The 25351-nt window shown below is 73.2% G+C and carries 16 protein-coding genes; 9 read left to right on the forward strand and 7 right to left on the reverse strand.

Annotated features, from left to right (window positions below):
* Window positions 1–61 precede the first annotated feature (61 nt).
* Together WMF36_RS14670 and WMF36_RS14675 are read left to right on the forward strand one after the other, a co-directional pair.
* Complete coding sequence (locus tag WMF36_RS14670; RefSeq protein WP_437580224.1) at window positions 62–793, forward strand: SDR family NAD(P)-dependent oxidoreductase; 732 nt, start codon at window positions 62–64, stop codon at window positions 791–793.
* The gene (locus tag WMF36_RS14675; protein ID WP_437580225.1) at window positions 783–1016 is read left to right on the forward strand and encodes a DUF1330 domain-containing protein; all 234 of its coding nucleotides are present in this window, start codon (window positions 783–785) and stop codon (window positions 1014–1016) included. The genes WMF36_RS14670 and WMF36_RS14675 overlap by 11 nt, the downstream gene beginning before the upstream one ends.
* A 194-nt stretch (window positions 1017–1210) precedes the next feature.
* On the opposite strand, the gene WMF36_RS14680 is transcribed toward WMF36_RS14675, so the two are convergent.
* The 5 genes from WMF36_RS14680 to WMF36_RS14700 form a co-directional block, all read right to left on the reverse strand.
* Window positions 1211–2359, reverse strand: a complete 1149-nt coding sequence (locus WMF36_RS14680) for a hypothetical protein (protein ID WP_437580226.1) — start codon at window positions 2357–2359, stop codon at window positions 1211–1213.
* Window positions 2360–2541: 182 nt separating this feature from the next.
* Window positions 2542–3780 (reverse strand): FecR domain-containing protein, encoded by a 1239-nt coding sequence (locus tag WMF36_RS14685; RefSeq protein WP_437580227.1) that lies wholly within the window; start codon window positions 3778–3780, stop codon window positions 2542–2544.
* Window positions 3777–4400, reverse strand: coding sequence for an RNA polymerase sigma factor (locus tag WMF36_RS14690; protein ID WP_437580228.1), 624 nt, complete (start codon window positions 4398–4400; stop codon window positions 3777–3779). The genes WMF36_RS14685 and WMF36_RS14690 overlap by 4 nt, the downstream gene beginning before the upstream one ends.
* Window positions 4401–4572: 172 nt before the next feature.
* Window positions 4573–5490, reverse strand: a complete 918-nt coding sequence (locus WMF36_RS14695; protein ID WP_437580229.1) for a hypothetical protein — start codon at window positions 5488–5490, stop codon at window positions 4573–4575.
* A 323-nt stretch (window positions 5491–5813) separates the two neighbouring features.
* Window positions 5814–6572 carry a CDP-alcohol phosphatidyltransferase family protein gene (locus WMF36_RS14700; protein ID WP_437580230.1) on the reverse strand — a complete coding sequence of 253 codons (759 nt, stop codon included), beginning with the start codon at window positions 6570–6572 and terminating at the stop codon, window positions 5814–5816.
* 316 nt (window positions 6573–6888) lie between these two features.
* Here WMF36_RS14700 and WMF36_RS14705 point away from each other — a divergent pair, with 316 nt between their 5' ends.
* Window positions 6889–10785 carry a M36 family metallopeptidase gene (locus tag WMF36_RS14705; RefSeq protein WP_437580231.1) on the forward strand — a complete coding sequence of 1299 codons (3897 nt, stop codon included), beginning with the start codon at window positions 6889–6891 and terminating at the stop codon, window positions 10783–10785.
* 88 nt (window positions 10786–10873) lie between these two features.
* Here the strand turns inward: WMF36_RS14705 and WMF36_RS14710 are convergent, their stop codons facing one another.
* The gene (locus tag WMF36_RS14710; protein ID WP_437580232.1) at window positions 10874–12070 is read right to left on the reverse strand and encodes a serine/threonine-protein kinase; all 1197 of its coding nucleotides are present in this window, start codon (window positions 12068–12070) and stop codon (window positions 10874–10876) included.
* 80 nt (window positions 12071–12150) lie between these two features.
* Between WMF36_RS14710 and WMF36_RS14715 the strand changes: the two genes are divergently transcribed.
* Together WMF36_RS14715 and WMF36_RS14720 are read left to right on the forward strand one after the other, a co-directional pair.
* On the forward strand, window positions 12151–12891 hold the full coding sequence (locus tag WMF36_RS14715; protein WP_437580233.1) for a 2TM domain-containing protein: 741 nt from the start codon (window positions 12151–12153) through the stop codon (window positions 12889–12891).
* A gap of 46 nt (window positions 12892–12937) precedes the next feature.
* Window positions 12938–13576, forward strand: coding sequence for a glutathione S-transferase (locus WMF36_RS14720; protein WP_437580234.1), 639 nt, complete (start codon window positions 12938–12940; stop codon window positions 13574–13576).
* Between the two features lie 16 nt (window positions 13577–13592).
* Here WMF36_RS14720 and WMF36_RS14725 read toward each other — a convergent pair whose 3' ends face one another.
* The gene (locus tag WMF36_RS14725) at window positions 13593–14246 is read right to left on the reverse strand and encodes a Uma2 family endonuclease (RefSeq protein WP_437580235.1); all 654 of its coding nucleotides are present in this window, start codon (window positions 14244–14246) and stop codon (window positions 13593–13595) included.
* A 160-nt stretch (window positions 14247–14406) separates the two neighbouring features.
* Here WMF36_RS14725 and WMF36_RS14730 point away from each other — a divergent pair, with 160 nt between their 5' ends.
* The 4 genes from WMF36_RS14730 (at window position 14407) to WMF36_RS14745 (ending at window position 25333) form a co-directional block, all read left to right on the forward strand.
* Window positions 14407–18891 carry a DEAD/DEAH box helicase gene (locus WMF36_RS14730; RefSeq protein WP_437580236.1) on the forward strand — a complete coding sequence of 1495 codons (4485 nt, stop codon included), beginning with the start codon at window positions 14407–14409 and terminating at the stop codon, window positions 18889–18891.
* A gap of 98 nt (window positions 18892–18989) precedes the next feature.
* Window positions 18990–20552, forward strand: a complete 1563-nt coding sequence (locus tag WMF36_RS14735; RefSeq protein WP_437580237.1) for a hypothetical protein — start codon at window positions 18990–18992, stop codon at window positions 20550–20552.
* Between the two features lie 259 nt (window positions 20553–20811).
* A complete protein-coding gene (locus tag WMF36_RS14740) occupies window positions 20812–22017 on the forward strand; it encodes an efflux RND transporter periplasmic adaptor subunit (protein WP_437580238.1) in 1206 nt (401 codons plus the stop codon).
* A gap of 1 nt (window position 22018) precedes the next feature.
* A complete protein-coding gene (locus tag WMF36_RS14745) occupies window positions 22019–25333 on the forward strand; it encodes an efflux RND transporter permease subunit (RefSeq protein WP_437580239.1) in 3315 nt (1104 codons plus the stop codon).
* Window positions 25334–25351: the final 18 nt, after the last annotated feature.

Consider the following 25351-nt stretch of genomic DNA (forward strand, 5'->3'; position numbering starts at 1 on the left):
ATACCATTTTCCTGGTCCGAGGAGCGGTCCTAGGTTGTCGACCAGAAAGGAACGACACTCCATGTCCAACCGAATCGATCGCGTCATCATCACCGGCGCCAGCAGCGGTATCGGCCTCGATCTCGCGAGGCGCTTTCTGGCCGAGGGCTCGAGCCTCGTCGTGAACGGGCGTGACCCAGAGAAGCTCGACCGGGCGCGGCGGAGCCTCGACGGCGGCGCGCGCGTCGTCGCCGTGCCGGGCCACGTGGGCGAGCGGGCCACGGCGCGGGCGGTCGTCGCCGCCGCGCGGGAGCACTTCGGCGGCGTCGATGTGCTGATCAACAACGCCGGGATCTTCGGCGTGAAGCCGTTCCTCGAGAGCACGGAGGAGGACCTGGACCGGTTCTTCGCCACCAACCTGAAAGGGACGTTCCTGATGACGCAGGCCGCGGTGCCGCTGATGATCGAAGGCGGCGGAGGCTCGATCATCAATGTCGGCACGGTGCTCGTCCAGCAGGCCATGATGGGGATGCCCGTCTCGGCCGCCATGGCCAGCAAGGGCGGCGTCCACGCGCTCACCGTCTCGCTCGCGGCCGAGCTCGCCCGCCACGACATCCGCGTGAACACGCTGGCACCCGGCATCATTCGTACGCCGCTCATCGGCGAAAACGCGGATTCGATGGCCTCGATCCACCCGCTGCGGCGGATCGGCGAGGTGAGGGACACGACGGACGCAGCGCTGTTCCTGGCCAGAGCCGGCTTCGTGACCGGCACGACGCTCGACGTGGATGGAGGCTACTCCCATGGGCGCTGAGGGCCGGAAGCACGTGCTCCTGATGGGGCTCCAGGTGACGGACGAGGCGACCTACGCCAGCTACCGCGCCCGCGTGACGCCGATCCTCTCGTCCTACGGCGGCGCCTTCGGCCACGATTTCATCGTGGCGCGCGTGCTGAAGGGGGACGCGCGCATCAACCGCGTCTTCACGCTCCTGTTCCCCGACCGCGCGACGCGGGAGCGGTTCTTCGCCGATGCGTAGTACCGCGCAGCGCGCGCCGAGCTCTTCGAGCCAGCGGTCGCGACGGCTCTCGTCCTCGGCGAGCTCGAAGCCGCGGAGGCGTGAGCCGTCTTGTTCCTCATGCTCGGTTTTGGATCAGCCAGACCCCCTCGCGAGGGGGCGGGGGCAGGTCGCGACGTGCCGGAGCGGGCTCCGGAGGGCCTCCGAAGCCGGCCTCACTGGGGGATTTCGAACGACTGGCACACGCCGCTCAAGCACCCGTCGCTGTCCGAGCAGCAGTCCGCGTTCTCCGTGCACTCTCCACCTGACTCCTTGCAGGCCTCGCCCCCGCCCGCATCCTCCCCTGGATCTCCGCCCCCGTCGCCGGCCGGCGGGTCCTCGTCCTCGCACGTCGTGGGAAGGCACGGCCCCGGCGTCACGGTGATCGTGTCCGACGGGTACTTGCTCGGAGACGCGTGCACGTAGCTGATGGTCGCGTCGCCAAAGCCCGCTGCGCCGAACGCGGAGGCGCTCACCCACACGTCATAGACGACGCGGTAATCCCAGCCCGGTGTCTCCGGGTTGGGGGTGTACTCCTCGTCCGTCTCCGGGGAGTCGACGACGTACGCGCCGTACCCGCACGCGTTGAGATCGCGGTCGAGCGAGGTGGTCGCCGCGACGATGGCGCCCGGGTCTCCTAGGAGCATCTTGCCCTCTCCACCGAGCACGCCGAGCGACCCGTAGCCCGAGGGCATGGCCTCGGCGGCCGAGAGGTAGTCGACGAAGAAGTCGAGCACGAGCTCTCCCCTCCCGTCCGTCATCTGGAACTGGGCCTTGTCGCTGCCCACGAGATCCTTGAACGTGTGCCCCCCATGGCCTTTCGGCTTCGGCCCGTCGCCGGGCTTCGGGCCGCCGGGCTGCGGGCCGCCGGGCTGCGCGTCGCCGCCCCAGCCGACGGCCGTCGCGCCGTACGTGTTGTCGACGAACGCGGGGTTGAGCGTCAGCCGCACGTGAACGAGCTCGACGCTCTCGGCGATCTCGACGACCCGCTCGACAAAGGCCATCGGGGTCGTCTGGTCGCTGTTCGTATAATAGCAGTCGACCTGGGCGGTCCCGTCCACCGGGATGCCCCGGCGGCTCGCCCCGCACGACATCGGATCGAGGTCCGCCGTGATGGGATCGCCGGCGCCCCACGTGCCAGACCCCGGGAAGCTCGGCGCGGGCGCGCTCCCCCCCTCGTCCGACGGGACACAGTCTTCCCCGTCTTCCCCGGAGACCACGCTGCCGCCGGCAAGCCCCGTGGTCAGCCCGGTGCAGGCCGAGCCGACGACCGCGAGAGACAACAGCCCACCACAGAACCACCCCGTCAACACGAAAGAACGCATCGGCATCCTCCTGCTCGAAAGCAAGCACGACCTGGAGCGCGGCCGGCGAACCCGATCGCCGGCGCGATGATCTCCTCGATGAAGTGGAAGTCGCCGGAGGCGCCGAGAGCAGGCAGGGTTCGTCAGAAATCGAAGAGCGGCTGTCGCGAGACATCGAAGAGGCGGCTGTCACGCGCGGGCGCTCACGGGCGAGCGCCGCCGGCGCGGGAGGCGGACGTGGCTTCCTCGCGCCCGAAGCCCTGCGGGTAGTCCCTGAGGTACCGGCGCGCCTCCGCGGCGGTCCGGTCCTTGTCGCCGAGCATCTCGATCGCGCGCAGGCGCTCCACGCGGGCGATCTCGGCGAGCGGCGAGTCCGGGTAGCGGCCGAGGAGGATGTCGAGCCGCTCGAGCGCCCGCCTCGGCTGCCCCCGCCGCCGCGCCGCCATCGCGCTCTGGAGCAGCTCGTTCTCGGCCGTGAGCGAGGTGCGCGCCGGGGCCTCGCGCGGGTCGCGCGGCGCGCGCGGCTCCCCCTCGACGCCGCCGCCCTCGCCGCCTCGGCTGCCCCCGCCGCCCTCGCGGGCGGCGCTGTCCTGCTCGGCCTCGCGCGGCGGCGCCTGCGCGTCGCCCGGCCGCCCCCCGGCGGGCCGATCCGGCCGGCGCTCCTCGTCGCGGGACGACCACGTCTCGCCCGGGCTCAAGAAACGCTCGACCACGCCGCGATGCACGGCGACCCGCCCTTCCTCGACCGACACGCGCGTCTCGGCGGGCTCTCCCGCCGCGCCGGGCCGCCGCTCGACGGAGAAGCGCGTCCCGTGGACCGTGACCACGGCGTCCAGGGTCCGCACCGACAGGCTCACGCCCGCCGGCAGCGGCGGCACCTCGACGGCGATCCGGCCCTGATCGAGGGTGACGATGTCGCCGAATCGGGCGCGCCCGTCCCCGGCCGGCGCGAACCTCACGCGGGTCGAGGGCCCGACCTCGACGGTCGTGCCCGTCGCGAGCGACGCCTTCGCCCGCGCGCCCTCGCCGGTCCGCAGCTCCTCGTCGCTCGCGAGCGGCACGAGGGCGAGCGACGGCGGCGAGCGCGTCGCGCCGCCGGCCGCGATCTCGACCGAGCCCTCGAGCGCCGTCACCTGCGCCGCGGCGGGCGAGGCGTCGCGCCCCCGGACCCCGATCAAGACGCCGGCGACCGCCGCGGCGAGGGCGGCCGCCAGCGCGGTCGCGGCGAGGACCGAGCGCCTCCGCCGGGCGACGCGGGCGCGCCGCTCCGCCGCCTCGGCTGCGAGCTGATCGATACGGCCGGCGATCCGCTGCTGGAGGTACCTCGCCTGGGCCCTGGGCAGCGGGGGCACCGGCTGCTCGACCAGCGCCCGCAGCGAGGCCTCCACGGCGGGCTCCGCGGCGCGATCCTCCGGGGTGGCGTCAACGTCGTCCTGCTTCATCGTGGCTCCTCGGATCGGGCGGGGTCGCGTTGCGCCGCCGCGTCGGGTTCACAGCGCGCCTGGAGCTCCCGCCGCCCGCGCGACAGCCGCGACTGGGCTGCGGCCACGGAGACGCCGGTCAAGTCCGCGATTTCATTGAGTGAATAGCCCATGGCGTGGAGCAGCAGCGCGGTCGCGCGGTCGCCGTCCATCGCCGCGAGGTGCCGGCGCAGGGCCTCGAGATCGCGCTGCGCGCTCACCTCCCGCTCGGGGTCGGCGCTGCGCGCGGGCGGCTCGGCCCGGGCGTCGATCTCCGGCGGCCCCGGCGTGCGATCGATGACCTTGCGCTCGCGCCGGCGGGCGCGCAGCGCGCTCAGCCCGACATGGCAGGCGATGACGGACGCCCAGCCCGCCAGGCTGCACTCCCCCGCAAACCGGCGTTTCGTGAGCGTGCTCACGATCTGCTCGAACGCGCCCTGCACGAGGTCGACGTGGTCCTGCTCGCGGCAACCCAGGATCCGGTACAGGGTCCGGTCGACGACCGGGAGCAGGTGCTCATAGAGGCGCAGCCCGATCCCTCGCTCGCCTCGCTGGAAGGCGAGCAGGATTTCCTCGTCGCTGGCGGGCGCGGGCGCGGGCACGGGGGGCTCGGCTTCCCCGGTGGAGACCAGCCTGAGCCGGCGGCTTGCGGGTCGTGGCTCGACGGTTCCCATTCTCGTGCAGTAGCCGGTCCGTCCGAAAGCAGGCTGAGCCGCGGATCTTCCTCGATGTCGCCGCGCCGCCGCCCTGCTGGATGTCCGCCGCGCCGCCGGCCTACCGGAGGCGTAGCTGCACCCCCAGCATCCCCGTGAAGCCGCCCTTCGGCAGCGTCGCTTTGGGCTTCGGGTGTACGTGGAGGTCGGTCTGATGGATCCGCACGAACGCCTCGGCGCTGCCGAGGAGAGCGACGCTGCCCTCGGCGGGCCACACGAGATCGATCGCCGTGCGGGTCCCGAAGGCCCACCCGTGCCCGGTCTCCTCCGGCTTCTTCGGGTCGCGGGGGGAGGCCATCACCCAGTCGACGGTGCCCTCGATCCGCGCCCGCGCGAGCGCGTCGAGCGGCGCGATCGGCGCGGCGATGCCGCCGCCGCCTCCGAGCGCGAGCCACTGGACGGACACCCCCGGCGCCGGCTCGCCCAGGGCCGTGGCGTAGGACGCCGACAGCACCCCGAAGAACCCCGAGCGCCGGTCGAGCGCCGTGGCCATGACCCAGGCGCCGGCGCGGGCGGGGCCGCCGTCGAGCCCGCTGCCGGCGAGCCCACCGGCGCCGACGAACCAGCCCAGCGGGCGCGGCGGCGGCGCGCCCGCGGCCGGCTCGGCGTCCTCCGGCGCGGGAGGTGGGTCGGGCGGCGTCGGGGCGGCGGCGCGCTCCGCCGCCAGGGCCGCGACGAGGAGCCCCGCGGTGCGGTAGCGGTCGGGCAGGGGATCCTCCTCGCGGAACTCGATCTCGCGCGACGACAGCGTGCCTCCGGGGGCGCCGAGCGAGGCGACGTCGACCCGCAAGCGGCGATGGTCCGGCCCGTCCAGCCAGACCACGGCGAGCGCCCGGATCGGGGTCCCGGTGCGCTTCGGGTCGCCGAGCGCGCACCCGCCGCCCCCGGCGGCGCCGGAGCACGCCTCGATGAGGAGCGCCGGGAGTTCGCCGTGCACGGCAGGGCCCGACGCGATGTCGACGACGATCGGGGCCGCCACGAGAATTTTACCCGCGGCCGAAGCTACCGAGGGCGAGGGGCGAAGGCAAGCCGGAGCCGGGACCTCTCGTCGGGCGACGCGGTACTGGAGCAGGGAGCAGGTCAGAGGGGTACGACGGAAGACGCGACCTAGCCAAAATCAAGGCGTTCTGCGCCCACCGCGTTCACCTTGAACCCGCACCCCGCTACAGAGCGACAAACGGGTTGAAACCGCCAGACAGAGAGCAGCATTTCGAACCGCCAAGGCGCCAAGGACGCCAAGAAAAGAACATGACCTTGGCGCCTTGGCGGTTCATCTCTCGCTCGATCAACGTGATCGGTGTTCTACGACCGCCCGAACCTGAGCAGCAGCCCGAGCCAGCCCCGCGCCAGGTAGAGGCCGTTGATCAGCACATAGATCCAGAAGAACACGTCGAGCCGGTCCGCGAGCGCGAACGCCCAGATGTGGCTCGGGTAGTGGTTCAAGAAGCGCAGGAACGTCGTCACGAGCGCCGCCGCCCGGGCGGCGGGCGACCGGGGGCGCGCTTCGGAGGCGGTCTCGTAGTACGCCGAGACCGACGTCTCCTTGCCGCTGATCTCCGGGCGGCGGACGAAGTTCGTCAGCGAGATCGCCGAGGCGATCACCGCGACCCCGACGACCCCGGCGAGCAGGAAGCGCGGGTCGCCCGCGGGCCAGAGGACACCGTCGAGGCCGAGGCCGCCGCCGCGGAAGAAGCGCACCGAGAGGGCGCCCGAGAGGAGCACCGCCTTGAGCTCGTCCGTGAAGAAGTCGAAGAGGTGACCCTCCTTCGACGCGATCTTCTTGTGGCGCGCGAGCATCCCGTCGACGCAGTCGAGGAGGTAGCTGAGCTCGAGCACGCCGATGGCGATGAGGCCCCCCGCCGCCGTGGGCAGCGCGACGAGCAACGCCGCCGCGACAACGAACACGGCGAGGTTGAGCAGCGTGACCTGGTTCGGCGTGATCGAGGTCGGCGCGAGCAGCGCGACGACGCCGCCGGCGAGCGGGCGCATGACGTAGGTGTTGAAGAGCTGATCGTGCTTCTTCCGCGTGGCCAGGTAGATCCGCTTCGCTTCGCCGAGCATGTCGGGCGCATCCTAGAGCGGGCGGTCCGGCGAGAAGGAGACAAACCGCCGGGGCCCCAAGGAAGCCGCTCCGCGCGCGGCACAGGCCTCGTTTCGCCCGGGCTACGTCCCGGTAGCGCAGAGCCCGCTTGCCGCTGCCGCCTCGCTCCGTCGTGGCCTCTGGAGCCGGGGTAAGACCCGTCCGGAGCCGCAGAGCGGCTTCCCTCGTGCGGCGGGAACGTTTATCAAGGGATCTTCATTCATTGGGCCGGTTCCCCCGGGGAACGACGCGATCCGGCGGCAAGACCGCTATCCAGTCACGCACGGAGAAGATCGGATGAAGCGTTCCATTCGCTGTCTCACGCTCTCGCTCGCCCTCTTCGCCGGCTCGCTCGCGCACGCGCACCCCGGCAAGCGGCCCGACCTCAACGCCTACCTGCGCGCGCCGAAGGCGGCGAGCGCCCCGGCCGACGCGCGCGCCTCGGCCGGCGCTCGCGCCGCGCGCGCGGGCGGGATCGTCACGTCCATCGACGAGCAGCGCGGCGCCCCGACCTTCCTGTGGGCCGCGAACGGGGCCGCGCTGGCCGGGGCCGCGCCGGCCGGGGCCGCGGCGGCCGTCGTCGCAGGCGCCACCCCGGAGGCGGCCGCCCGGCTCCACCTCGGCCGCTTCGCCGCGGCCTACGGCCTCACCCGGGCCGCGCTGGGGACGGCGCAGGGGGTCCACGTCCACGACCAGGGCCAGGGGCCCGTCATCGTTGTCCTGCGGCAGCGCGTCGACGGCGTCGACCTCTTCCAGACCGAGGTGAAGGTGCTCATGCGGCAGAACCTCGAGCTCGTCGCCATCTCGGGCAACCTGCACCCGGCCGCCGTGGCCGCGAAGGCGAGCTCGGGCCGCCGCGCGTTCCATCTCTCGCCGGGGCAGGCGCTCGCGCGGGCGCTCGAGGACCTCTACGGGATCCACCCGGGGCCGGGCGGCGTCGTCGAGTTCGTCGACGTTCAGCGCCCCGCAGGCGACTACCAGACCTTCGACCTCGCGCCGGGCAGCGCGCTCCGGGCCGCGAGCCTCCACCTGGTCGAGCCGGCCCGCGTGAAGAAGGTCTATTTCCCGATGCCGGAGACGCTGGTCCCGGCGTACTTCGTCGAGTTCATCTCGGGAGAGGTGAAGTCCGTTTCCTCGGACGCCTACGACTACGTGATCGCGGCCGACGACGGGCGCATCCTCTACCGCCGCAACCTGGTCGAGAGCGACGCGTTCACCTACCGCGTCTGGGCCGAGACCACGGGCGACAGGCGGCCCCTCGACGGGCCCCAGGCCGACTTCCTGCCGCACCCGAGCGGCACGCCGGACGGGTCCCAGCCGGCGTTCATCCCGGCGCCGCTCGTCTCGATGGAGGGGTTCAACAAGGGCCCAGGCGGCGCCGTCGACCCCTGGCTGCCGCCGGGTGCCGTCGAGAGCCTCGGCAACAACGTGGACGCCTACGCGGACCACAAGGACCCCGACGGCTACTCGAACGGCGACCTCCGGGCGACCCTCACCGCAGCGAAGACGTTCGACCACGTCTACGACCCCCTGCTCGATCCGGTGTCGAGCGAGACGCAGATCATGGCCGCCGTGACCCAGCTGTTCTACGTGAACAACTGGCTGCACGACTGGTACTACGACTCGGGCTTCGACGAGGCCGCCGGCAACGCCCAGCAGGACAACATGGGCCGCGGCGGCCTCGGCGGCGATCCGATGCACGCCGAGGCGCAGGACGGCGCCGGCATGCCGGGCGCCGAGCGCAACAACGCGAACATGACCGCGATGTCCGACGGCGCCTCGCCGCGGATGCAGATGTACCTGTGGAATAGCCAGGACCTCCGGCGCACGCTGACGCTCGATCCGGGCGGCGCCAGCCTGAGCACCAACACGGCCGAGTTCGGAGCCGCGAGCTTCAACGTCACCGCCGAGATCGTCCTTGTCGACGACGGCGTCGACGACACCCCCGACGACACGGTGGATGGAACCCGGGACGGGTGCGAGGCGCCGCTCTCCAACGTCGCGGGCAAGATCCTGCTCGTTGATCGGGGCGTCTGCACCTTCAAGCAGAAGGCCGTGAACGCCGAGGCCGCCGGCGCGGTCGCGCTCGTCCTCGCCAACAACGCGCCCGGCGACCCCGCGCCGGGCATGTCCAACGGCGCGCCCGACGTCGAGGTGACCCTCCCGGTGCTCTCCACCTCCTTCGAGGAGGGGACAAGCCTCAAGGCCGCGCTCCTGGAAGGGCCGGTCACGGCCGCGATGGAGCGCGTGCTCGGGCTCGTGCGCGACGGCACGATCGACAACACCGTCACCGCCCACGAGTGGGGGCACTTCATCCACCGGCGCCTGACCCGGTGCGGCTCCGCGCAGTGCGACGCGCAGAGCGAGGGCTGGGGCGACTTCATCGCGCTGCACATGGCGCTCCGCGAGGGCGACGACCTCGGCGGGACCTTCGCGACCGCGATCTACGCGGCGGAGGAGAGCGGCGACAGCGCCTACTACGGCGGCCGCCGGGCGCCCTACACGGTCGACTTCGCGAAGAACGGGCTCACGTTCAGGCACATCTCCGATGGCGTCGAGCTCCCGGCGCACCCGATGTACGAGGGCCTCGGGCTGCCGAACTCCGAGGCCCACAACGCCGGCGAGGTCTGGGCGCTCATGCTGTTCGAGGCCTACGTGGGGCTGCTCACGCGGGAGGAGGACGGGAGCCGCGTCTACATGTACGAGGAGGCGCGGCGGCTCATGTCGGACATCGTTGTGGCGGGGATGAAGCTCGCGCCGGCCGACGCGACCTACACCGAGCAGCGGGACGCGCTGCTCGCGGCCGCGTACGCGCGGAGCGAGGCCGACATGCTCGCGCTCGCCGCCGGCTTCGCGCGGCGCGGGGCGGGGACGTGCGCGGTGTCCGCGCCGCGTGACTCGAACGATTTCGCCGGCGTCGTCGAGGGGTTCGAGCTGAAGCCGTCGAGCGCGGTGTCGGTGGGGCAGCCGGACGACGGCGTGGAGGCGTGCGACGAGGACGGCTTCCTCGACGCGGGCGAGCGCGGCCGGGTGGCCCTCGAGGTGCGGAACGCGGGCCCCGTGCCACTCGTCGGGGCCGAGGCGACCGTCTCCTCGACGAACGGCCACGTGTCTTTCCCGGGTGGGACCACGTTCGCGGTGCCGGAGGTGCCGCCGTTCGGGGCCAGGACCGTCGAGGTCGAGCTGAGCGTGGACGAGGCCGCCGAGGGGATCGAGACGCTGGAGCTCCACGTGGAGGTCGCGGCCGACGGGGCGTGCGAGGCGACGGTCCTCGGCGTGGCCGGGGCGCGCCTCAACGTCGACGACGTGCCGGGCGCGTCGACCGTCGATTCGGTCGAGAGCGAGGCGCCCGTCTGGGCGAAGGAGGGCGAGGAGGCGGACGCCATCTGGTCGCGCGAGAAGACGGACCTGACGAACCACGCGTGGCGCGGCGTCGACAGCTCGAGCCTGTCCGACACGCAGCTCGTCTCACCGCCGCTCTCGGTCGGCGAGGGCGAGCCGCTCGTGATCGCGTTCAACCACCGGTACTCGTTCGAGATTTCGCCGGAGACGGAGGCCGAGGCGGCGGTCTACTGGGACGGCGGGCTCATCGAGATCAGCGATGACGACGGCGCGACGTGGGAGGACGTCGCGGCCTATGCGGCCCCGGGGTACCGCGGCGCGATCGGCAACACGGTCGACGAGCCGTCCGTGAACCCGCTCGCCGGCCGCCAGGGCTTCGTCGGCGAGAACGAGGCCTGGCCGGATCCGGAGCCGGTCACGCTGGATCTCGGCGCCGCGTTCGCGGGGAAGACGGTGAAGGTCCGCTTCCGCATCGGCACCGACGCCTATTCGGGCGATTTCGGCTGGGAGATCGACGACATCGAGGTCCGCGGCATCGAGAACAAGCCGTTCGGCGCGCTCGTGCCCGACGCGCCCGGGTGCGGCGAGCCGCCGGTCGGCCAGGGCGGCGCCGGCGGCGAGGGCGGCGGTGAGAGCGCCGCCGGCGGTGCGGGAGGGGCCCCGAGCGGCGAGGGCGGAGCAGGCGGCAGCGGCGGGGCCGACGCGCCGACCGACAGCCCCAGGGTGGTCGCCGAGGGCGACGGCTGCGGCTGCGATGTCGCGGGCGGCGGCGCGACCACGACCGCGGGATCGCTGGGCACGCTCCTGGCGATGGCGATGCTCGGGCTGCGGCGGCGCCGGAGGGCGGCCTGAGGGGCAGGATCGGTTGAGGCCGCGGCCTGAGGGGGCCGCGGCTGACGGGCGCGTCTGGCGGGGCCGCGGTCCGAGGGGCCCCGGGCCGTCAGCGCCGGGCGCGGTGCGACGCGGGCGCGCCCGCGTCCTGCGGCTCGTCGCTCCAGTCGACCGCGATCGAGTCCTCCCTCGCGCTCGCGGGGCCATCCCACTCGACGGTGACCGAGCTGCCGCTCATGGACGGATCCTCGCTCCAGTCGACGGCGATGGCGTCGGCGACGGTCGGGCGGCTCGCGGGGCTCGTCGGGATCGTGATGGGCCCGTTGTCCTCGTCCGAGGCGGCCGGTGATCGCTGTCCGTGCAGCGTGATCGCGTCGGGATCGAGCGCGTGCGCGAACCGCGACGCGTACGGGGGCGGCTCGCCGCGCAGGAGGGCGAGCACGTCCTCGAGCATGCGGCGCGCGTCGGGGTAGCGCTGGTCGCGGTCGAAGGCGAGCGCGCGGTCGACGACGAGGCACACGTCGCGCGGCGCGTGCGGCGCGCGCTGCGCGAGCGGCGGCGCCGGCTCCCTTCCCATCTTCAGCAGGAGGTCGAAGTCGGTGCTCGCCTCGTGCACGTAGCGGCCGGCGATCAGGCGGAACATGGTGGCGCCGACCGCGAACAGGTCGGCGCGGGTGTCGATGTCGCGGCCCTTGGCCTGCTCCGGCGGCATGTACGGCGTCGTGCCGAGCACGAGGCCCATCCGCGTGAGCTCCCCCTGGAGGCTGGAGTCCTGCCGGATGCGCGCGAGCCCGAAATCGAGGACCTTGATGCGCACGCCGGCGCCGGGCAGGGGCGTGGCCGCGGCGTCGTCGCGGACGACGTACAGGTTGGGCGGCTTGATGTCGCGGTGGATGATCCCCTGCGCGTGCGCCGCGCCGAGCGTGTCGAGCACCTGCGCGGTGAAGCGGAGCACCTCGGCCAGCGGGATGCCGCCGAGGCGGCGCTCGCGCTCGGCGAGCGACTCGCCCTCGAGCAGCTCCATCACCAGGAACGGCGCGCCGTCCTCGGCGACGTCGATGTCGCGGATCTCGACGGCGCCCGGGTGATGGAAGCGGTTCGCGGCGTGCGCCTCGCGCTCGAACCGGTCGCAGATCTCCTTCGACTTCGCGGCCTGGGGGTGCAGGATCTTGAGCGCGTCGCGGCGCCCGATGCGGTGGACGCCGACGTAGACCGCGGCCATGCCGCCGGCGCCGAGCAGCCGCTCCAGCGTCCACTTGTTGCGGATGGTGATCCCCACGCGTCGTAGGGCCGTGTCGCTGCTCATGAGGTCCTTGCGCCCATGGAAGCGGCGCGGCCGCACGCGGTCAAGGATATGCTCCGCGCGCGCGGGAAGGTCATAGAGCGATGGCGAAACCGGACAGGCAGAGCGGGCGGCGGTACACCGAGGCCGAGGTGCGGGCCATCCTGGGGCGCGCGCTGCGGGACGCGCAGGCGCGTGACGTCAGCCATGACGAGCTGGTCGCGGCGGCCGAGGAGATCGGCATCTCGCGGGACGCGATCGAGGTCGCGTCGCGCGACGTCGAGCATGTCCGGGGGGAGGAGGAGGCGCGCGCGGAGATCGTCGCGCGCCGGCGCAGGGGCTTCCGCTCGCACCTGTTCTCGTTCGTCGCCGTGAACGCGTTCCTCTTCGCGGTCAACGCGCTCACGCCCGGGCCGTGGTGGTTCTTCTGGCCGCTGCTCGCATGGGGCCTGGGGCTCGCCTTCCATGCGCGCGCCGCGCTCTCCAGCGACGTGTCCCCGCGGCGGCTCCGGCGGGAGCTCGAGCGCAGCGCCGCGCGGGCGCGGCGGGAGCAGGAGCGGCGGCTGAAGGAGCAGCGCAGGGTCGAGCGCCTCGAGCGCAAGCAGCGCCTCGAGCGGAGCGCGGAGGAGCTCGGGCACGCCGTCGAGGAGGGCGTCGCGACGGTGCTCTCGCGGATCGCGCAGGAGATCCGCGGCAGCGCTCCGCCGCCGCCGCCGGCGGAAGACGCGGCGCGCCGGCAGCGGATCGCGCCGCTCGACGAGGACGGCGCCGAGTCCGAGGCGCGCGGCGAGGAAGAGGAAGACGAGGCGGATCGCGCGGCGCGGCAGGGTCGCGGCCGGCGCTGACAGCGCGGCGCGGCCGGCCGGCCGTTAGCCGCCGAAGGAGAGACTCATGCGACTGATAGGAATGCTCGATTCGCCGTATGTCAGAAGGGTTGCCGTGTCTCTGGAATGTCTCCGCGTCCCGTTCGAGCACGAGGCGGTCTCGGTGCTCGCTACGTTCGAGAAGTTCCAGAGCATCAACCCGGTTGTGAAGGCGCCGACGCTCGTCTGCGACGATGGCGAGATCCTGATGGACTCGTCCTTGATTCTTCAGTTCATCGAGGCCTCGGCGGCCCAAGGAAGGTCCTTGTGGTCCGCAGATCCCATGGTAAGGCAGCATGAGTTCCGGGCTGTAGGTCTGGCGCTGGCGGCCTGTGAGAAGAGCGTGCAGCTGATCTATGAGCGGAATCTCCGTCCCAGGGAGGCGCAGTACGAGCCGTGGTTGGAGCGTGTGACGGGCCAGCTGCTGGCGGCGTATTCAGGGTTAGAGGGCGAGGTCCAGCGCAGGTCAGAGGTGTTTTCGGCTTTGCGCTGCCAGGCATCCATCTCGGCCGCCGTGGCATGGCAGTTCACGCAGTCCATGCTGGCGTCGATCGTTCCGGCTTCGCATCACCCTGGCCTGGTCGGCTTGTCGACGCGGCTTGAACGCACTCCCGAGCTCCAGAAGTATCCACCCGTCGGTCCCGGCGTGTCGGCGGCCAGCAAGTGACCGCGCGGTGATGCCGCTACTCGGTCTCTTGCCCGCCGAGCGGCGCCTCGCCGGATTCAGGGTCGAGCCGCTCGACCTCGCTCCAGAGGGAGTCGAGGTCGAGCGTGAGCCCCTCGAGCCCCGGCACGCCGGAGACCACGCCGTCCGCCGCGGCGAGCGCGTGCACGTAGCGGCCGTCCGGGCCGAGCTCGAGGAGCGCGAGCGTCGCTGCCTGCGGGTCGATGAGCCAGTACCAGCGCACCCCGAAGAGCGCGTATTCGTGCAGCTTCTCCACGCGGTCCCGGCGCGCGTCGCGCGGCGAGGGAGAGAGCACCTCGACCATGATGTCGGGCGGGACGTGGATCACGCCGCGGCGCGGCGGCTTGCGGCTCCCAGGCAGGTACGCGGAGGCGTCGGGCTTCCGGCCGGAGGAGGAGGTCACGGCGAACTTCGCCTCGGAGCCCAGCACAAGCCCGCCCCGCGAGATAAGCCAGCTCCGGAGCACCCCGATGACCCAGGTCACGATGACCTCGTGAACCGCGTCCGGCACCTCTTCCTCCGCAAGCACGCCATCCACGAGCTCGCCCGGCTCGTCTTCCGGCAAACAGGTCCAGCCGGCGAGGGTCAGCCTTGGCCTGGCCGGCGCCTCGCTGTCCGCGCTCTGCCTGATCACGACTGCGCGCTGCACCATCACGACGGTGTCCAGCGTAGCACGCCGTCGTCGGCCTCCGGGAGCACCTCGTCCCGGCCCAGCGGCCGCCCGGCGCTCTCTTCTCCTCCCACCCTTCCTGCCGCCCTTCCTCCCGCCCTCCCGCTTCCGCCCCACGGCCGCCCCGGCTACCCTCGGCGGGATGTTTCACCCCGTCGTGGACCGGTGGTTCCGCGGTCGCTTCGGCGCCCCCGCCCCCGCGCAGGAGCGCGCCTGGCCGGTCATCGCGGCCGGACACGACACGCTGATCAGCGCGCCGACGGGCGCCGGCAAGACGCTCGCGGCCTTCCTCTTCTGCCTCGACCGGCTCGTCCGTGACGCGACGCGAGGCGCCCTCGAGGACCGCACCGACGTCCTCTATATCTCGCCGCTGAAGGCGCTCTCCCACGACGTCCACCGCAACCTCGAGCAGCCGATCGCCGAGATCTCGGCGGCCATGCGGGAAGCGGGCCTGCCCGCGCCGGGCATCCGGGCCGTCGTGCGGACCGGCGACAGCCCCGCGCAGGAGCGGCGCGCCATGGCCGCCCGGCCGCCGCACGTGCTCGTCACCACGCCGGAGTCGGCGTTCATCCTGCTGACGAGCGAGTCGGGGCGGCGCGCGCTCTCCGGGGTGCGCACCGTGATCCTCGACGAGGTCCACGCGATCGCCGGGGACAAGCGCGGCGCCCACCTCGCGCTCACGCTCGAGCGGCTCGAGGACCTCGTGGTCAGCCGCGGCGGCGCCCGGCCGCAGCGCGTCGGCCTCAGCGCCACGGTGCGCCCGATCGAGGTCGCCGCCCGGCTCGTCGCCGGCGCGCGCGAGCTGCCCCGGATCGTCGACGTCGGGCAGCGGCGAGACCTCGACCTCGCCGTCGAGGTGCCCCGCGACGAGCTCGGCGCGGTCTGCACGAACGAGCAGTGGACCGAGATCTACGACCGCATCGCGGCGCTCGCGGCGGGAGCGCGGTCGACCCTGGTCTTCGTCAACACGCGCCGCCTCGTCGAGCGGGTCGCGCACGCGCTCGCCGAGCGGATCGGCGAGGACGTCGTGGCGGCCCACCACGGCAGCCTCTCGCGGGCCCGGCGGCTCGCGGCGGAGCGGCGGCTCAAGGCGGGGGAGCTCCGCGTCGTGGTCGCGACCGCGTCGCTCGAGCTCGGCATCGATGTGGGCGCGGTCGACCTCGCCTGCCTCGTGGGCTCGCCGCGGTCGATCAACGTCGCCCTCCAGCGCATCGGCCGCTCGGGCCACGCGCTCGCGGCGACGCCGCGCGGGCGGCTCTTCCCGCTGACGCGCGACCAGCTCGTCGAGTGCGCGGCGATCGTGCGCGCGGCGCGGCGCGGCGAGCTCGACCGGATGGCGTCGCGCGAGGGGCCGCTCGACGTGCTGGCGCAGCAGATCATCGCCGCGTGCGCGTGCGAGGAGCGGGACGAGGAGGGGCTCTACGCGCTCGTCCGCCGGGCCGCGCCGTACGAAGGCCTGTCGCGACGCGACTTCGACGCGGTCGTGGCCATGGTGTCGGGCGGCGCCGCGGGCTCGGGCGACGAGGGCGCCTCCGCCGCCCGGGGCGCGCGGCAGCGGGCCGGGGCGCTCGTCTACCGCGACGCCATCGGGGGGCGGCTGCGCGGGCGGCGCGGCGCGCGGCTCGCGGCGCTCACGTCGGGCGGGGCGATCCCGGACATCGCGGCCGTGGACGTGGTGCTCCAGCCCGACGGCACGAAGGTCGGCACGCTCGACGAGGACTTCGCGATCGAGTCGTCCGGCGGCGACGTGTTCCTGCTGGGCAACACGTCGTGGCGCGTGCTCCGGCTGGAGGGCGGGCAGATGTGGGTCGAGGACGCCCACGGCGCCGCGCCGACGGTGCCGTTCTGGCTCGGGGAGGCGCCCGCGCGCACGCCCGAGCTCTCGGCCGAGGTCGCGGCGCTCCGCGCCGAGATCGCCGCGCGCCTCGACGAGGAGCGGGCCGAGGGCGCGCGGCCCGGGGCTCCGCGCGGCGAGGGCGGCGGCGAGGACGCGCGCGCGGCGCGATCGCGGGCGGCGCGCTGGCTCATGCAGGAGTGCGCGCTCGACGCGCGCGGGGCGCTGCTCGTGCGCGACTACATCGAGGCGGGGCGCGCGGCGCTCGGCGCGGTCCCGGGCGGCGCGACCGTCGTGGTCGAGCGCTTCTTCGACGAGGCCGGGGGGCAGCAGATCGTCGTGCACTCGCCGCTCGGCGGCCGCGTGAACCGCGCGCTCGGGCTCGCGCTCCGCAAGCGCTTCTGCCGCTCGTTCGACTTCGAGCTCCAGGCGGCGGCGACCGACGACGGCGTGCTGCTCTCGCTGTCGGCGGAGCACGGGATCCCGATCGAGGAGGTGCTGGATCTCGTCCGCCCCGAGGGCCTCGAGGAGGTGCTCGTCCAGGCGGCGCTCCAGGGCCCGATGTTCCGCACGCGCTTCCGCTGGGCCGCGTCCCGCGCGCTGGCGCTGCTCCGCTTCCGGGGGGGCCGGCGGGTGCCGCCGGCGCTCCAGCGCATGCGCGCCGACGACCTGCTGCTCTCGATCTTCCCCGAGCAGCAGGGGTGCCAGGACAACCACGGGCTCTTCGCGCACGTCGAGCCGCCGGACCACCCGCTCGTGCGCGAGGCGCTGCGCGACTGCCTGACCGAGCTGATGGATGTCGAGGGGCTGCGCGGGCTGCTCGTCGGCCTGCGCAGCGGGGCGATCCGGGTCGTGGCGCTCGACACGCCGGAGCCGAGCGTCTTCTCGCACGAGATCCTGAACGCGAACCCCTACGCGTTCCTCGACGACGCCCCGCTGGAGGAGCGGCGCGCCCGCGCGGTCCGGGTGCGGCGCGGGCTCCCGGCGGAGGTCGCCGAGCGGCTGGGCGGGCTCGATCCGGAGGTCATCGCCGAGGTGATCGCCGAGGCGCGGCCGGACGCGCGCGACGCGGACGAGCTGCACGAGCTCCTGCTCGACCGGGTCGCGCTCCCCGCCGAGGAAGGGGGCCGGAGCGGCTTCGCGCGGCTCTTCGAGGCGCTCTGCGCCGCGGGGCGGGCGGCGGAGGTGCGCGCTTCTGCCGGCGCGGGTTCGGGCTCGCCGTGCGAGCCGCGCTGGGTCGCGACCGAGCGGCGGCCGCTGGTCGAGGCGATCTGGCCGGAGGCCGTGTTCGCGCCCGACGTCGCCGTGCCGCCCGCGTTGCGGCCGGCCGCGGGGGCGGAAGACCGCGGCGCCGCGATCACGGCCCTCGTGCGCGGCTTCCTGAGCGCCGCGGGGCCGGTCTCGACCGAGGAGCTCGTCCGGCGGCTCGACGTGCCCGCGGACGAGGCGCTGTCCGCGCTCGCGCGGATCGAGCTCGCGGGCGGCGCGCTGCGCGGGCGCTTCCGGCCGAGCGCGCCGGTGCGGGCGCCGCAGGCCGGCGCGGGCTCGCCGGGCGCGCCAGGCTCGCCGGGCGCGCCGGGCGATCGGCGCGATCTGTGCGATCTGTCGATCGAATGGTGCGACCGCCGCCTCCTCGCCCGCATCCACCGCCGCACCGTCACGGGCCTGCGCAAGGCGATCGAGCCGGCGACCGCGGCGGAGCTCCTCCGGTTCCTCCTTGCGTGGCAGGGCGTGGCGCCGGGCACCCAGGCGCGCGGGCCGGGGGGCCTCGGGCGGGTGATCGAGCAGCTGCAGGGCTTCGAGCTCGCCGCCGGGGCGTGGGAGCGGGAGGTGCTGCCCGCGCGCGTGGCCGGTTACGACGCGGGGCTGCTCGACGCGCTCTGCCTGTCCGGCGAGGTGGCCTGGGGCCGCGTGGTCCCGCGCGACGCGGCGGCGCCCACGCGCGCGGCGCCGATCACGCTGGCGCTGCGCCGCGATCTCCCGTGGCTCCTCGCGCCGCGGGAGGCCGACGGCGAGCCGCCGCCGGCGTCGCTCTCGGAGGCGGCGCAGGGCGTGCTGTCGTTCCTGTCGCGCGCGGGCGCGTCGTTCTTCGAGGACATCGTCGCGGGCGCGGGCCGGTCCCGGTCCGAGGTGGAGGAGGTGCTCTGGGAGCTCGTCGCCGCCGGGCTCGTGACCGGCGACGGCTTCGCGGCGCTGCGCTCGCTGCTCGGCGGCGGCGCCGCGTCCGTCGCGCTGGGCGCCGGGCGGCTGCGGGGCGGGGCGCGCCGGGCGGGCCCTGTCGCGTCGGGCAGGTGGTCGCTCCTGCGGGCGCGCCCGGAGGCGTCCGCGCCCGCCACCGGCGCCGCCGGGGACGGGACCGACGGCCCCGACGTGGTGGAGGCGCTCGCGCACCAGTACCTCCGCCGCTACGGCGTGGTCTGCCGCGAGCTGCTCGCGCGCGAGCCGCGGCCGCCCGCGTGGCGCGATCTGCTCCGGGTCTACCGGCGGCTCGAGATGGCGGGGGAGCTCCGCGGCGGCCACCTCATCGCCGGCTTCGTGGGCGAGCACTTCGCGCTGCCCGAGGCGCTCGACGCGCTCCGCGCCGTCCGGCGAGCGCCCCCGTCCGGCGAGATCGTCCAGCTGAGCGCGTGCGATCCGCTGAACCTCGTGGGCATCGTCACGCCGGGGCCGCGCATCCCGGCCGCGCTCGGTCATGGGGTGATCTACCGGGATGGAGTCCCGCTCGCGCCCATCGCCCCCGCGACCGACGAGCGGCCCCGGGCGCTGGCGGCGTTCTCGCGAGCCGCGGTGTGAGCTGCGCGCCGCGCGCATCGCCTCCTCCGCGACAGCATCGAGCGGCAGCGCGCGGTTTCAAGGAAACCCCGCGCCTGCACCCTTTATATACTCCAGGGATGCGTTCACTCGACAACGGCACTCATGTTCGCGCCCTCGTGTTGCTCTCGATCGCCGCCCTCGGCGCCGTGGCGTGCTCGCCCAAGGTGAGAAATTACGGCGATGGAAGCGGTGGCCTCGGTGAGGGTGGGGAGGGCGGCGGCGCTGGTGAGGGCGGAGGCGGCGGCGGAGACGGCGGCGGTGGCGCGGGCGACGGAGATGGCGGCAGCGGCGGCGAGGGCGGCGCCGCGGTGGAGCCGGGGCGGTTTCAATGGGCGCTCCAGATCGGCGAGAACGGCTTCGACTCGGCCTCGAGCGTCGCCGTCGACTCCGACGGGAACCCGATCGTCATCGGGCGGTTCTCCGGCGCGATCGATCTCGGCGGCGGCCCCATCGTCGCGCAGGACGGCTCCGGCTCGTTTCTCGCGAAGTTCGATCGCGACGGCAAGCACGTCTGGAGCAAGTCGTTCGGCCTGAGCCTCGCCGGCGGCCAGCATGTCGCCCACGGCATCGGCGACGGGCTCTTCGTGGGAGGAAGCTATTTCCGGAACCTCGATCTCGGCGGCGGGCCGCTGCCCGAGAGCAGCGGCGGGCTCGGGCTCGCGAAGTTCGAGAGCGGCACCGGCAACCACGTCTGGAGCAAGGGGTTCGGCGATCAGTACGTGAAGGAGCTCAAGTACGTCGCCTTCGGCGGTATGGGGTCCGTCATCATCTCCGGATCCATCGGCGGCACGGCCGATTTCGGCGGCGGGCCGATCGGCGACGAGATCAATGGCAATGCGGTGTATGTCGCCAAGCTGGACGCGGCGGGCAATCACGTCTTCACGATATACATCGATGACGCGAGGGCGTCGCTCGGGGCCGGCGGGCTGGCCGCAGACGCGGCGGGCCATGTCGCGATCGCGGGCACGTTCGATCAGAACTTCAACCTCGATCCGAACGCGATGCCCTTCGTCTCCAAGGGAGGGCGCGATATCTTCTTTGCCAAGGTCGATCCGATGGGCGCGCTGCTCTGGCAGAAGGCGTTCGGTAACAGCCTTTACGATGCGGCCTCTCAGGTGGCCTTCGACGCCGCAGGGAACGTGTTCCTGGCCGGGATGTTCCAGGGGAGCGTCGATTTCGGCGGCGGGCCGCTCGTCGCGCTCGGCACGAAGCCGAACTTCTTCGTCGCCAAGTTCGATCCGGCGGGGAACCACCTTTACAGCCGGGGCTTCGGCGACTCCGAGCTGCAGGACGTCGCGTCGATCGCGGTGGATCCGGCGGGCAACGCGGTCATCACGGGGACCTTCCTCGGGAGCATCGATTTCGACGGCACCGTCCTCGAGAGCCAGGGCACGGTCGAGGATCCGAACGGATCCCGCAGCGGAGGCGATATCTACATCGCGAAGCTCGGGCTGGACGGCAAGCACCTCTGGAGCCGCCAGATCGGCGATCCCGTGGAGCAGGCGGCGGGGGGCGTGGCCCTCGGCCCCAAAGGCGAGGTGTTCGCCGTCGGCTCGTTCCGCGGCACCGTGGATTTCGGCGGCGGCCCCGTGACCACGCGCGGCGAGTCCGATGGCTACCTGGTGAAGCTTGGCCCCTGAGCGCCGCCCGCCGCCGGAGCTGCCTCTCCGCCGCCCGACCGGAGCTCGCGAGCGCGGCCAGCGCGTTGCGCGCGCTGGCGACCGCCGCCTCGGCGTGCCTGCGCGTACGTTGCGCCCCAACGCTGATGCGTCAATATCCTGTCGCAACACACGCTCGGGGGGGCGTTCTTGGTGATTCGAGGCCACCGACATGTGGATTGCCCGCCCCGCGCTCCGCCGTTCCTTCACCTCCGTCCGCCGCTGCCCCAGTCAGCTCAGGGTGTTCTGGACATCCTGGGCCGCGCTCCTGGCTGTGCTTCTGCAGTGCGCTGCGTGCGACAAGGAGGCAGCGCCTCGGCCTGACGGCGCCAAGGCGGAGAAGCCTGGGGCCGGCGCCAAGGAGGTGACGCTCGCGCCGGTGACGGAGCTCGTCATTGAACAGACCATCGACATCTCGGGGACCCTGGACGCCGATGAGCAGGTGACGCTCGGGGCCAAGGTGCCGGGCCGCCTCGCCTCGATCTCGGTCGACCTGGCGAGCCCGGTCAAGCGAGATCAGGTCGTCGCTCAGCTGGAGGCGAGGGATTACGAGCTGCGCATCGAGCAGGCCGGGGCCGCGCTGGCGCAGAGCCGCGCGCAGCTCGGCTTGCCGCAGGACGGTCCCGATGAAGAGCTCGATGTCGAGGGCACGGCGATCGTGAGGGAGGCGCTCGCGACGTTGAAGGAGGCGCAGGCCAACCAGGTGCGCGCGCGGAGCCTCGCCAAGGAAGGGCTGATGTCGGGCATGGACCTCGACGCGGCCGTGGCGGCGGCGGTCCGCGCGGAGGCGGCCGTGCAGTCGGCGCGGGAGGAGGTGCGGATCCGCCAGGCGGCGGTGCGCCAGCGGCGCTCGGAGCTGCGCATGGCGCGGCAGCAGCTCGCCGACGCCATGGTGCGGTCGCCGCTCGACGGCGTCGTCCAGGTGCGGAGGGCGAGCGTCGGCCAGTACCTCGCCGCGGGGGCGCCGATCGTGGAGGTCGTCCGGATCGACCCCCTGCGGCTGCGCGTGGCGATCCCGGAGCTCGAGGCGGCCGCCGTGCGCGCGGGGCAGGTGGTTCGCGTGAAGATCCCGGGAGACGACGTGAGCTACGAGGGGACGGTCGCGCGCCTCGCGCCCGCGCTCGACCCGCAGAGCCGGACCTTGCTCGTGGAGAGCGACATCAAGAACCCCGGCCACCTGCGGCCTGGCAGCCTCGTCAGCGCGCAGATCGCCGTGACCGCGAGGCCGGTGCCGACCGTGCCGGCGACCGCCATCGTCCGGTTCGCCGGCCTCGCGAAGGTGATCACGGTCGAGGACGGCAAGGCGAAGGAGAAGCAGGTCACCACCGGAAAGACGGCGGGTGATCGGGTCGAGATCGTGTCCGGTCTCGCGGTGGGAGAGTCGGTCGTCGCCCGGCCCGGGTCGCTCCAGCAGGGGCAGCCGGTGCGCGTGGTGGAGGGCGGCTAGGATGCAGACGCTCGCCAGGATCTGCATCCAGCGGCCCGTGTTCGCCGCCATGCTGGCGCTCGCCCTCGTGGTCGTCGGCGCGGTGGCCTATTTCAAGCTGGGCGTGGACCGCTTCCCCGCCGTGGATCTGCCGACGGTCTCGGTCCGCACGACGCTCCCCGGCGGCGCGCCCGAGGACGTCGAGGCGGAGATCTCGGAGGAGATCGAGGCGGCGGTCAACACCGTCGAGGGGATCACCGAGCTCCGCTCGATCTCGTCGAGCGGCACCTCGGTCGTCATCGCCACCTTCAACCTCGATCGCGACGTCGACTCGGCGGCGCAGGACGTGCGAGATCGCGTGCAGGCTGCGCTGCGCCGCCTGCCGGTGGGCACCGATCCGCCCATCATCGCGAAGCAGGACAACGACTCGACCCCGGTGATGTCGATCGCGCTCTCCGCCGATCGATCGATCCGGGAGCTCACCGAGGTGGCCGATAAGCTCGTGCGGGTGCAGCTCGAGCGCTCGTCGGGCGTCGGCGAGGTGCGCGTCGTGGGCGGGCAGGAGCGCGCGATCAAGATCTGGCTGAACGCTGACCGGCTCGCCGCGTACGGCCTCCCGGTCACGGCCGTCCGCGACGCCATCGTCCAGCAGAACGCGAACATCCCTGCGGGCAACGTCACGGGGAAGGAGGAAGAGCGGACGCTGCGCACCATGGGCCGCCTCGAGAGCGCGGGGGCCTTCAACGACATGGTCGTCGCCAGCGTCGACGGGCGGCCCGTCCGGGTGCGCGACGTCGGCCGCGCCGAGGACGGCACCTACGAGCAGCGCTCGCTGGCCCGCCTCGACGGCAAGCCCACCGTCGTCCTCCACGTCGTGCGGCAGTCGGGCGCGAACACCGTCGCGGTGATCGAGGCCGTGAAGGCCAACCTGGCGGCGCTCTCCGAGCAGCTGCCCGAGGACGTGCGGCTCGAGGTGATCCGCGATCAGTCGGGCTACATCTACACCGCGCTGCACGAGATCAACGTGCACCTCGTGCTCGGCAGCATCCTGGCGTGCGCGGTCGTCCTCTTGTTCATGCGGTCGTGGCGGTCGACGATCATCGCGGGGATCGCCATCCCGACGTCGGTCGTCGCGACGTTCGGCATGATGTGGGCGCTCGACTTCACCCTGAACAGCGTGACGATGCTGGCGCTCGTGCTGATGGTGGGCATCGTCATCGACGACGCCATCGTCGTCCTCGAGAACATCTTCCGGTTCGTCGAGGAGAAGAAGATGGACTCCTTCGAGGCGGCGCGGGCCGCCACGCAGGAGATCGGGCTCGCCGTGCTCGCGACGACGCTGTCGCTCGTCGTCATCTTCGTCCCCGTGTCGTTCATGTCGTCGATTTCGGGGCGGTTCCTGTTCCAGTTCGGGATCACGGCCACGGTGGCGATCCTCGTGAGCCTCCTCGTCAGCTTCTCGCTGACCCCGATGATGAGCGCGCGCCTGCTCCGCAAGGAGGGGACCCACGCCCACGGCGCGGGCGAGGCGGGGGGCGGGGGCGAGGCGGCGGCGCGCCCGGGCTTCTACGGGCGGCTCGAGGCCAGGTACCTGCGCGCCCTCGCGTTCGCGATGCGGCACCGCGTGCTCGTCTCGGCCGGCGCCGTCCTGGTGATGGCCTCGGCGGTGCCGCTCTACGGGCTCGTGAAGCAGGAGTACATCCCCTCCGGCGCGGACGACGCGGAGTTCGAGATCCGCGTCACGGCCCCGCTCAGCGCGAGCATCGACGCGATGGACGACGTGATGCGGCGCATCGGCGACGATGTCCGTGGGGTGCGCGGGGTGCGGAGCGTGCTCGCCACGGCGGGCGGCGGCTTCATCGGCGGGGTCAGCTCGGGCGAGGCCTTCGTCCGCATCGCCCCGCACGACGAGCGCACATTCTCCCTGACGCGGCTGTTCCGGGAGACGTTCTCCGGCAACCCCCTCCGCGCGTTCAGGGACAACTACTCGCAGAACGAGGTGATGCAGGAGGTGCGGCGCAAGCTGCGCAAGTACTCCGATCTCCGCATCTCGGTCCGCAACGTGCCGTCGTTCAACATCGGCGGCGGGAATTTCGAGATCGATTTCGCGATCCAGGGGCCCGACATCGAGGCGCTCGAGCGCTACGCGAACGAGCTCCGGGAGCGCTCAGCGCAGCTCGGCGGCATCGTCGACGCGGACGTGACGCTGAAGATCGACCGGCCCGAGCTGCGGGTGCTCATCGAGCGCGAGCGCGCCGCGGAGCTCGGGGTGCGGACGCAGGACATCGCGACCGCGCTGCGCCTGATGGTGGGGGGAGACGACGCGGTCTCGCGCTTCCGGGACGAGGCCGCCAACGAGAACTACGACGTGCAGCTGCGGCTCGTCGAGGAGGACCGCGATCGGCTGTCGGCCGTCCGCCGCCTGTACGTGCCCCGGTCGGTGCGCGCGCCGGCGGCGCCGCAGGCGGGCGGCTCCGGCGACGCGACCGCGTCGGCTGGATCGCCGCTGCTCCGGGGCGATCTGGTGCGCCTCGACAACCTGGTGCGCATCGAGGAGGCGAGGAGCCCGTCGCGCATCGACCGGCTCGACCGCCAGCGGGTCTCGAGCCTGCGGGCCGGCGTGGCGCCCGGCTACGCGCTGGCCGACCGGCTGGAGGCGCTGCGCGGGGCGGCGCGGGAGATGGACATGCCCGCGGCGTACACGACCAGCGTGCGCGGCCGCGGCGCGGAGCTCGAGCGCACGTTCGGGGAGTTCATCTGGGCGTTCCTCCTGTCGATCGTGCTCATGTACATGATCCTGGCGTCGCAGTTCGAGAGCCTCGTCCACCCGGTCACGATCCTGCTCTCGCTGCCGCTGGCGGTGCCGTTCGCGCTGCTCAGCCTGTGGGCGACCGGGAACACCCTCAACCTGTACTCGGCGCTCGGCTTCCTCGTGCTGTTCGGCGTGGTGAAGAAGAACTCGATCCTCCAGGTCGACCACATGAACAAGCTCCGCGCCGAGGGCATGCCGCGCGCGGAGGCGATCCTCCAGGCGAACCGCGATCGGCTGCGGCCGATCCTGATGACCACGCTGGCCCTGGTCGCGGGCATGCTCCCGCTCTGGCTGGGCACGGGGCCTGGGGCCGAGGAGCGCCACGCGATCGCCGTGGTGGTCATCGGCGGCCAGTCCCTGAGCCTGCTGCTCACCCTGATCGTCACGCCGGTCTCGTACTCGCTGCTCGACGATCTCGCGCACAGCGAGCGCTGGGGGCGCGCCCGGGCCCGCATGGCCTCCTTCCGCGAGCGGGCGTCCGCGCGGCTCGGCCGGCTGGTCGCGCGCGCGCGCAGGACGACGTAGGCGGGGCGCTGGGCGGGG

Origin of the sequence: Sorangium sp. So ce887, from assembly GCF_051521455.1 — a bacterium.
Classification (GTDB): Bacteria; Myxococcota_A; Polyangia; order Polyangiales; family Polyangiaceae; genus Sorangium.

What these genes read in the sequence shown, in the direction of transcription:
- WMF36_RS14670 (WP_437580224.1), top strand. Translation starts at nt 62, where the DNA reads ATGTCCAACCGAATCGATCGCGTCATCATCACCGGCGCCAGCAGCGGT.
- WMF36_RS14675 (WP_437580225.1), top strand. Translation starts at nt 783, where the DNA reads ATGGGCGCTGAGGGCCGGAAGCACGTGCTCCTGATGGGGCTCCAGGTG.
- WMF36_RS14680 (WP_437580226.1), bottom strand. Translation starts at nt 2,359, where the DNA reads ATGCGTTCTTTCGTGTTGACGGGGTGGTTCTGTGGTGGGCTGTTGTCT.
- WMF36_RS14685 (WP_437580227.1), bottom strand. Translation starts at nt 3,780, where the DNA reads ATGAAGCAGGACGACGTTGACGCCACCCCGGAGGATCGCGCCGCGGAG.
- WMF36_RS14700 (WP_437580230.1), bottom strand. Translation starts at nt 6,572, where the DNA reads ATGCTCGGCGAAGCGAAGCGGATCTACCTGGCCACGCGGAAGAAGCAC.
- WMF36_RS14705 (WP_437580231.1), top strand. Translation starts at nt 6,889, where the DNA reads ATGAAGCGTTCCATTCGCTGTCTCACGCTCTCGCTCGCCCTCTTCGCC.
- WMF36_RS14710 (WP_437580232.1), bottom strand. Translation starts at nt 12,070, where the DNA reads ATGAGCAGCGACACGGCCCTACGACGCGTGGGGATCACCATCCGCAAC.
- WMF36_RS14715 (WP_437580233.1), top strand. Translation starts at nt 12,151, where the DNA reads ATGGCGAAACCGGACAGGCAGAGCGGGCGGCGGTACACCGAGGCCGAG.
- WMF36_RS14720 (WP_437580234.1), top strand. Translation starts at nt 12,938, where the DNA reads ATGCGACTGATAGGAATGCTCGATTCGCCGTATGTCAGAAGGGTTGCC.
- WMF36_RS14725 (WP_437580235.1), bottom strand. Translation starts at nt 14,246, where the DNA reads ATGGTGCAGCGCGCAGTCGTGATCAGGCAGAGCGCGGACAGCGAGGCG.
- WMF36_RS14730 (WP_437580236.1), top strand. Translation starts at nt 14,407, where the DNA reads ATGTTTCACCCCGTCGTGGACCGGTGGTTCCGCGGTCGCTTCGGCGCC.
- WMF36_RS14735 (WP_437580237.1), top strand. Translation starts at nt 18,990, where the DNA reads ATGCGTTCACTCGACAACGGCACTCATGTTCGCGCCCTCGTGTTGCTC.
- WMF36_RS14745 (WP_437580239.1), top strand. Translation starts at nt 22,019, where the DNA reads ATGCAGACGCTCGCCAGGATCTGCATCCAGCGGCCCGTGTTCGCCGCC.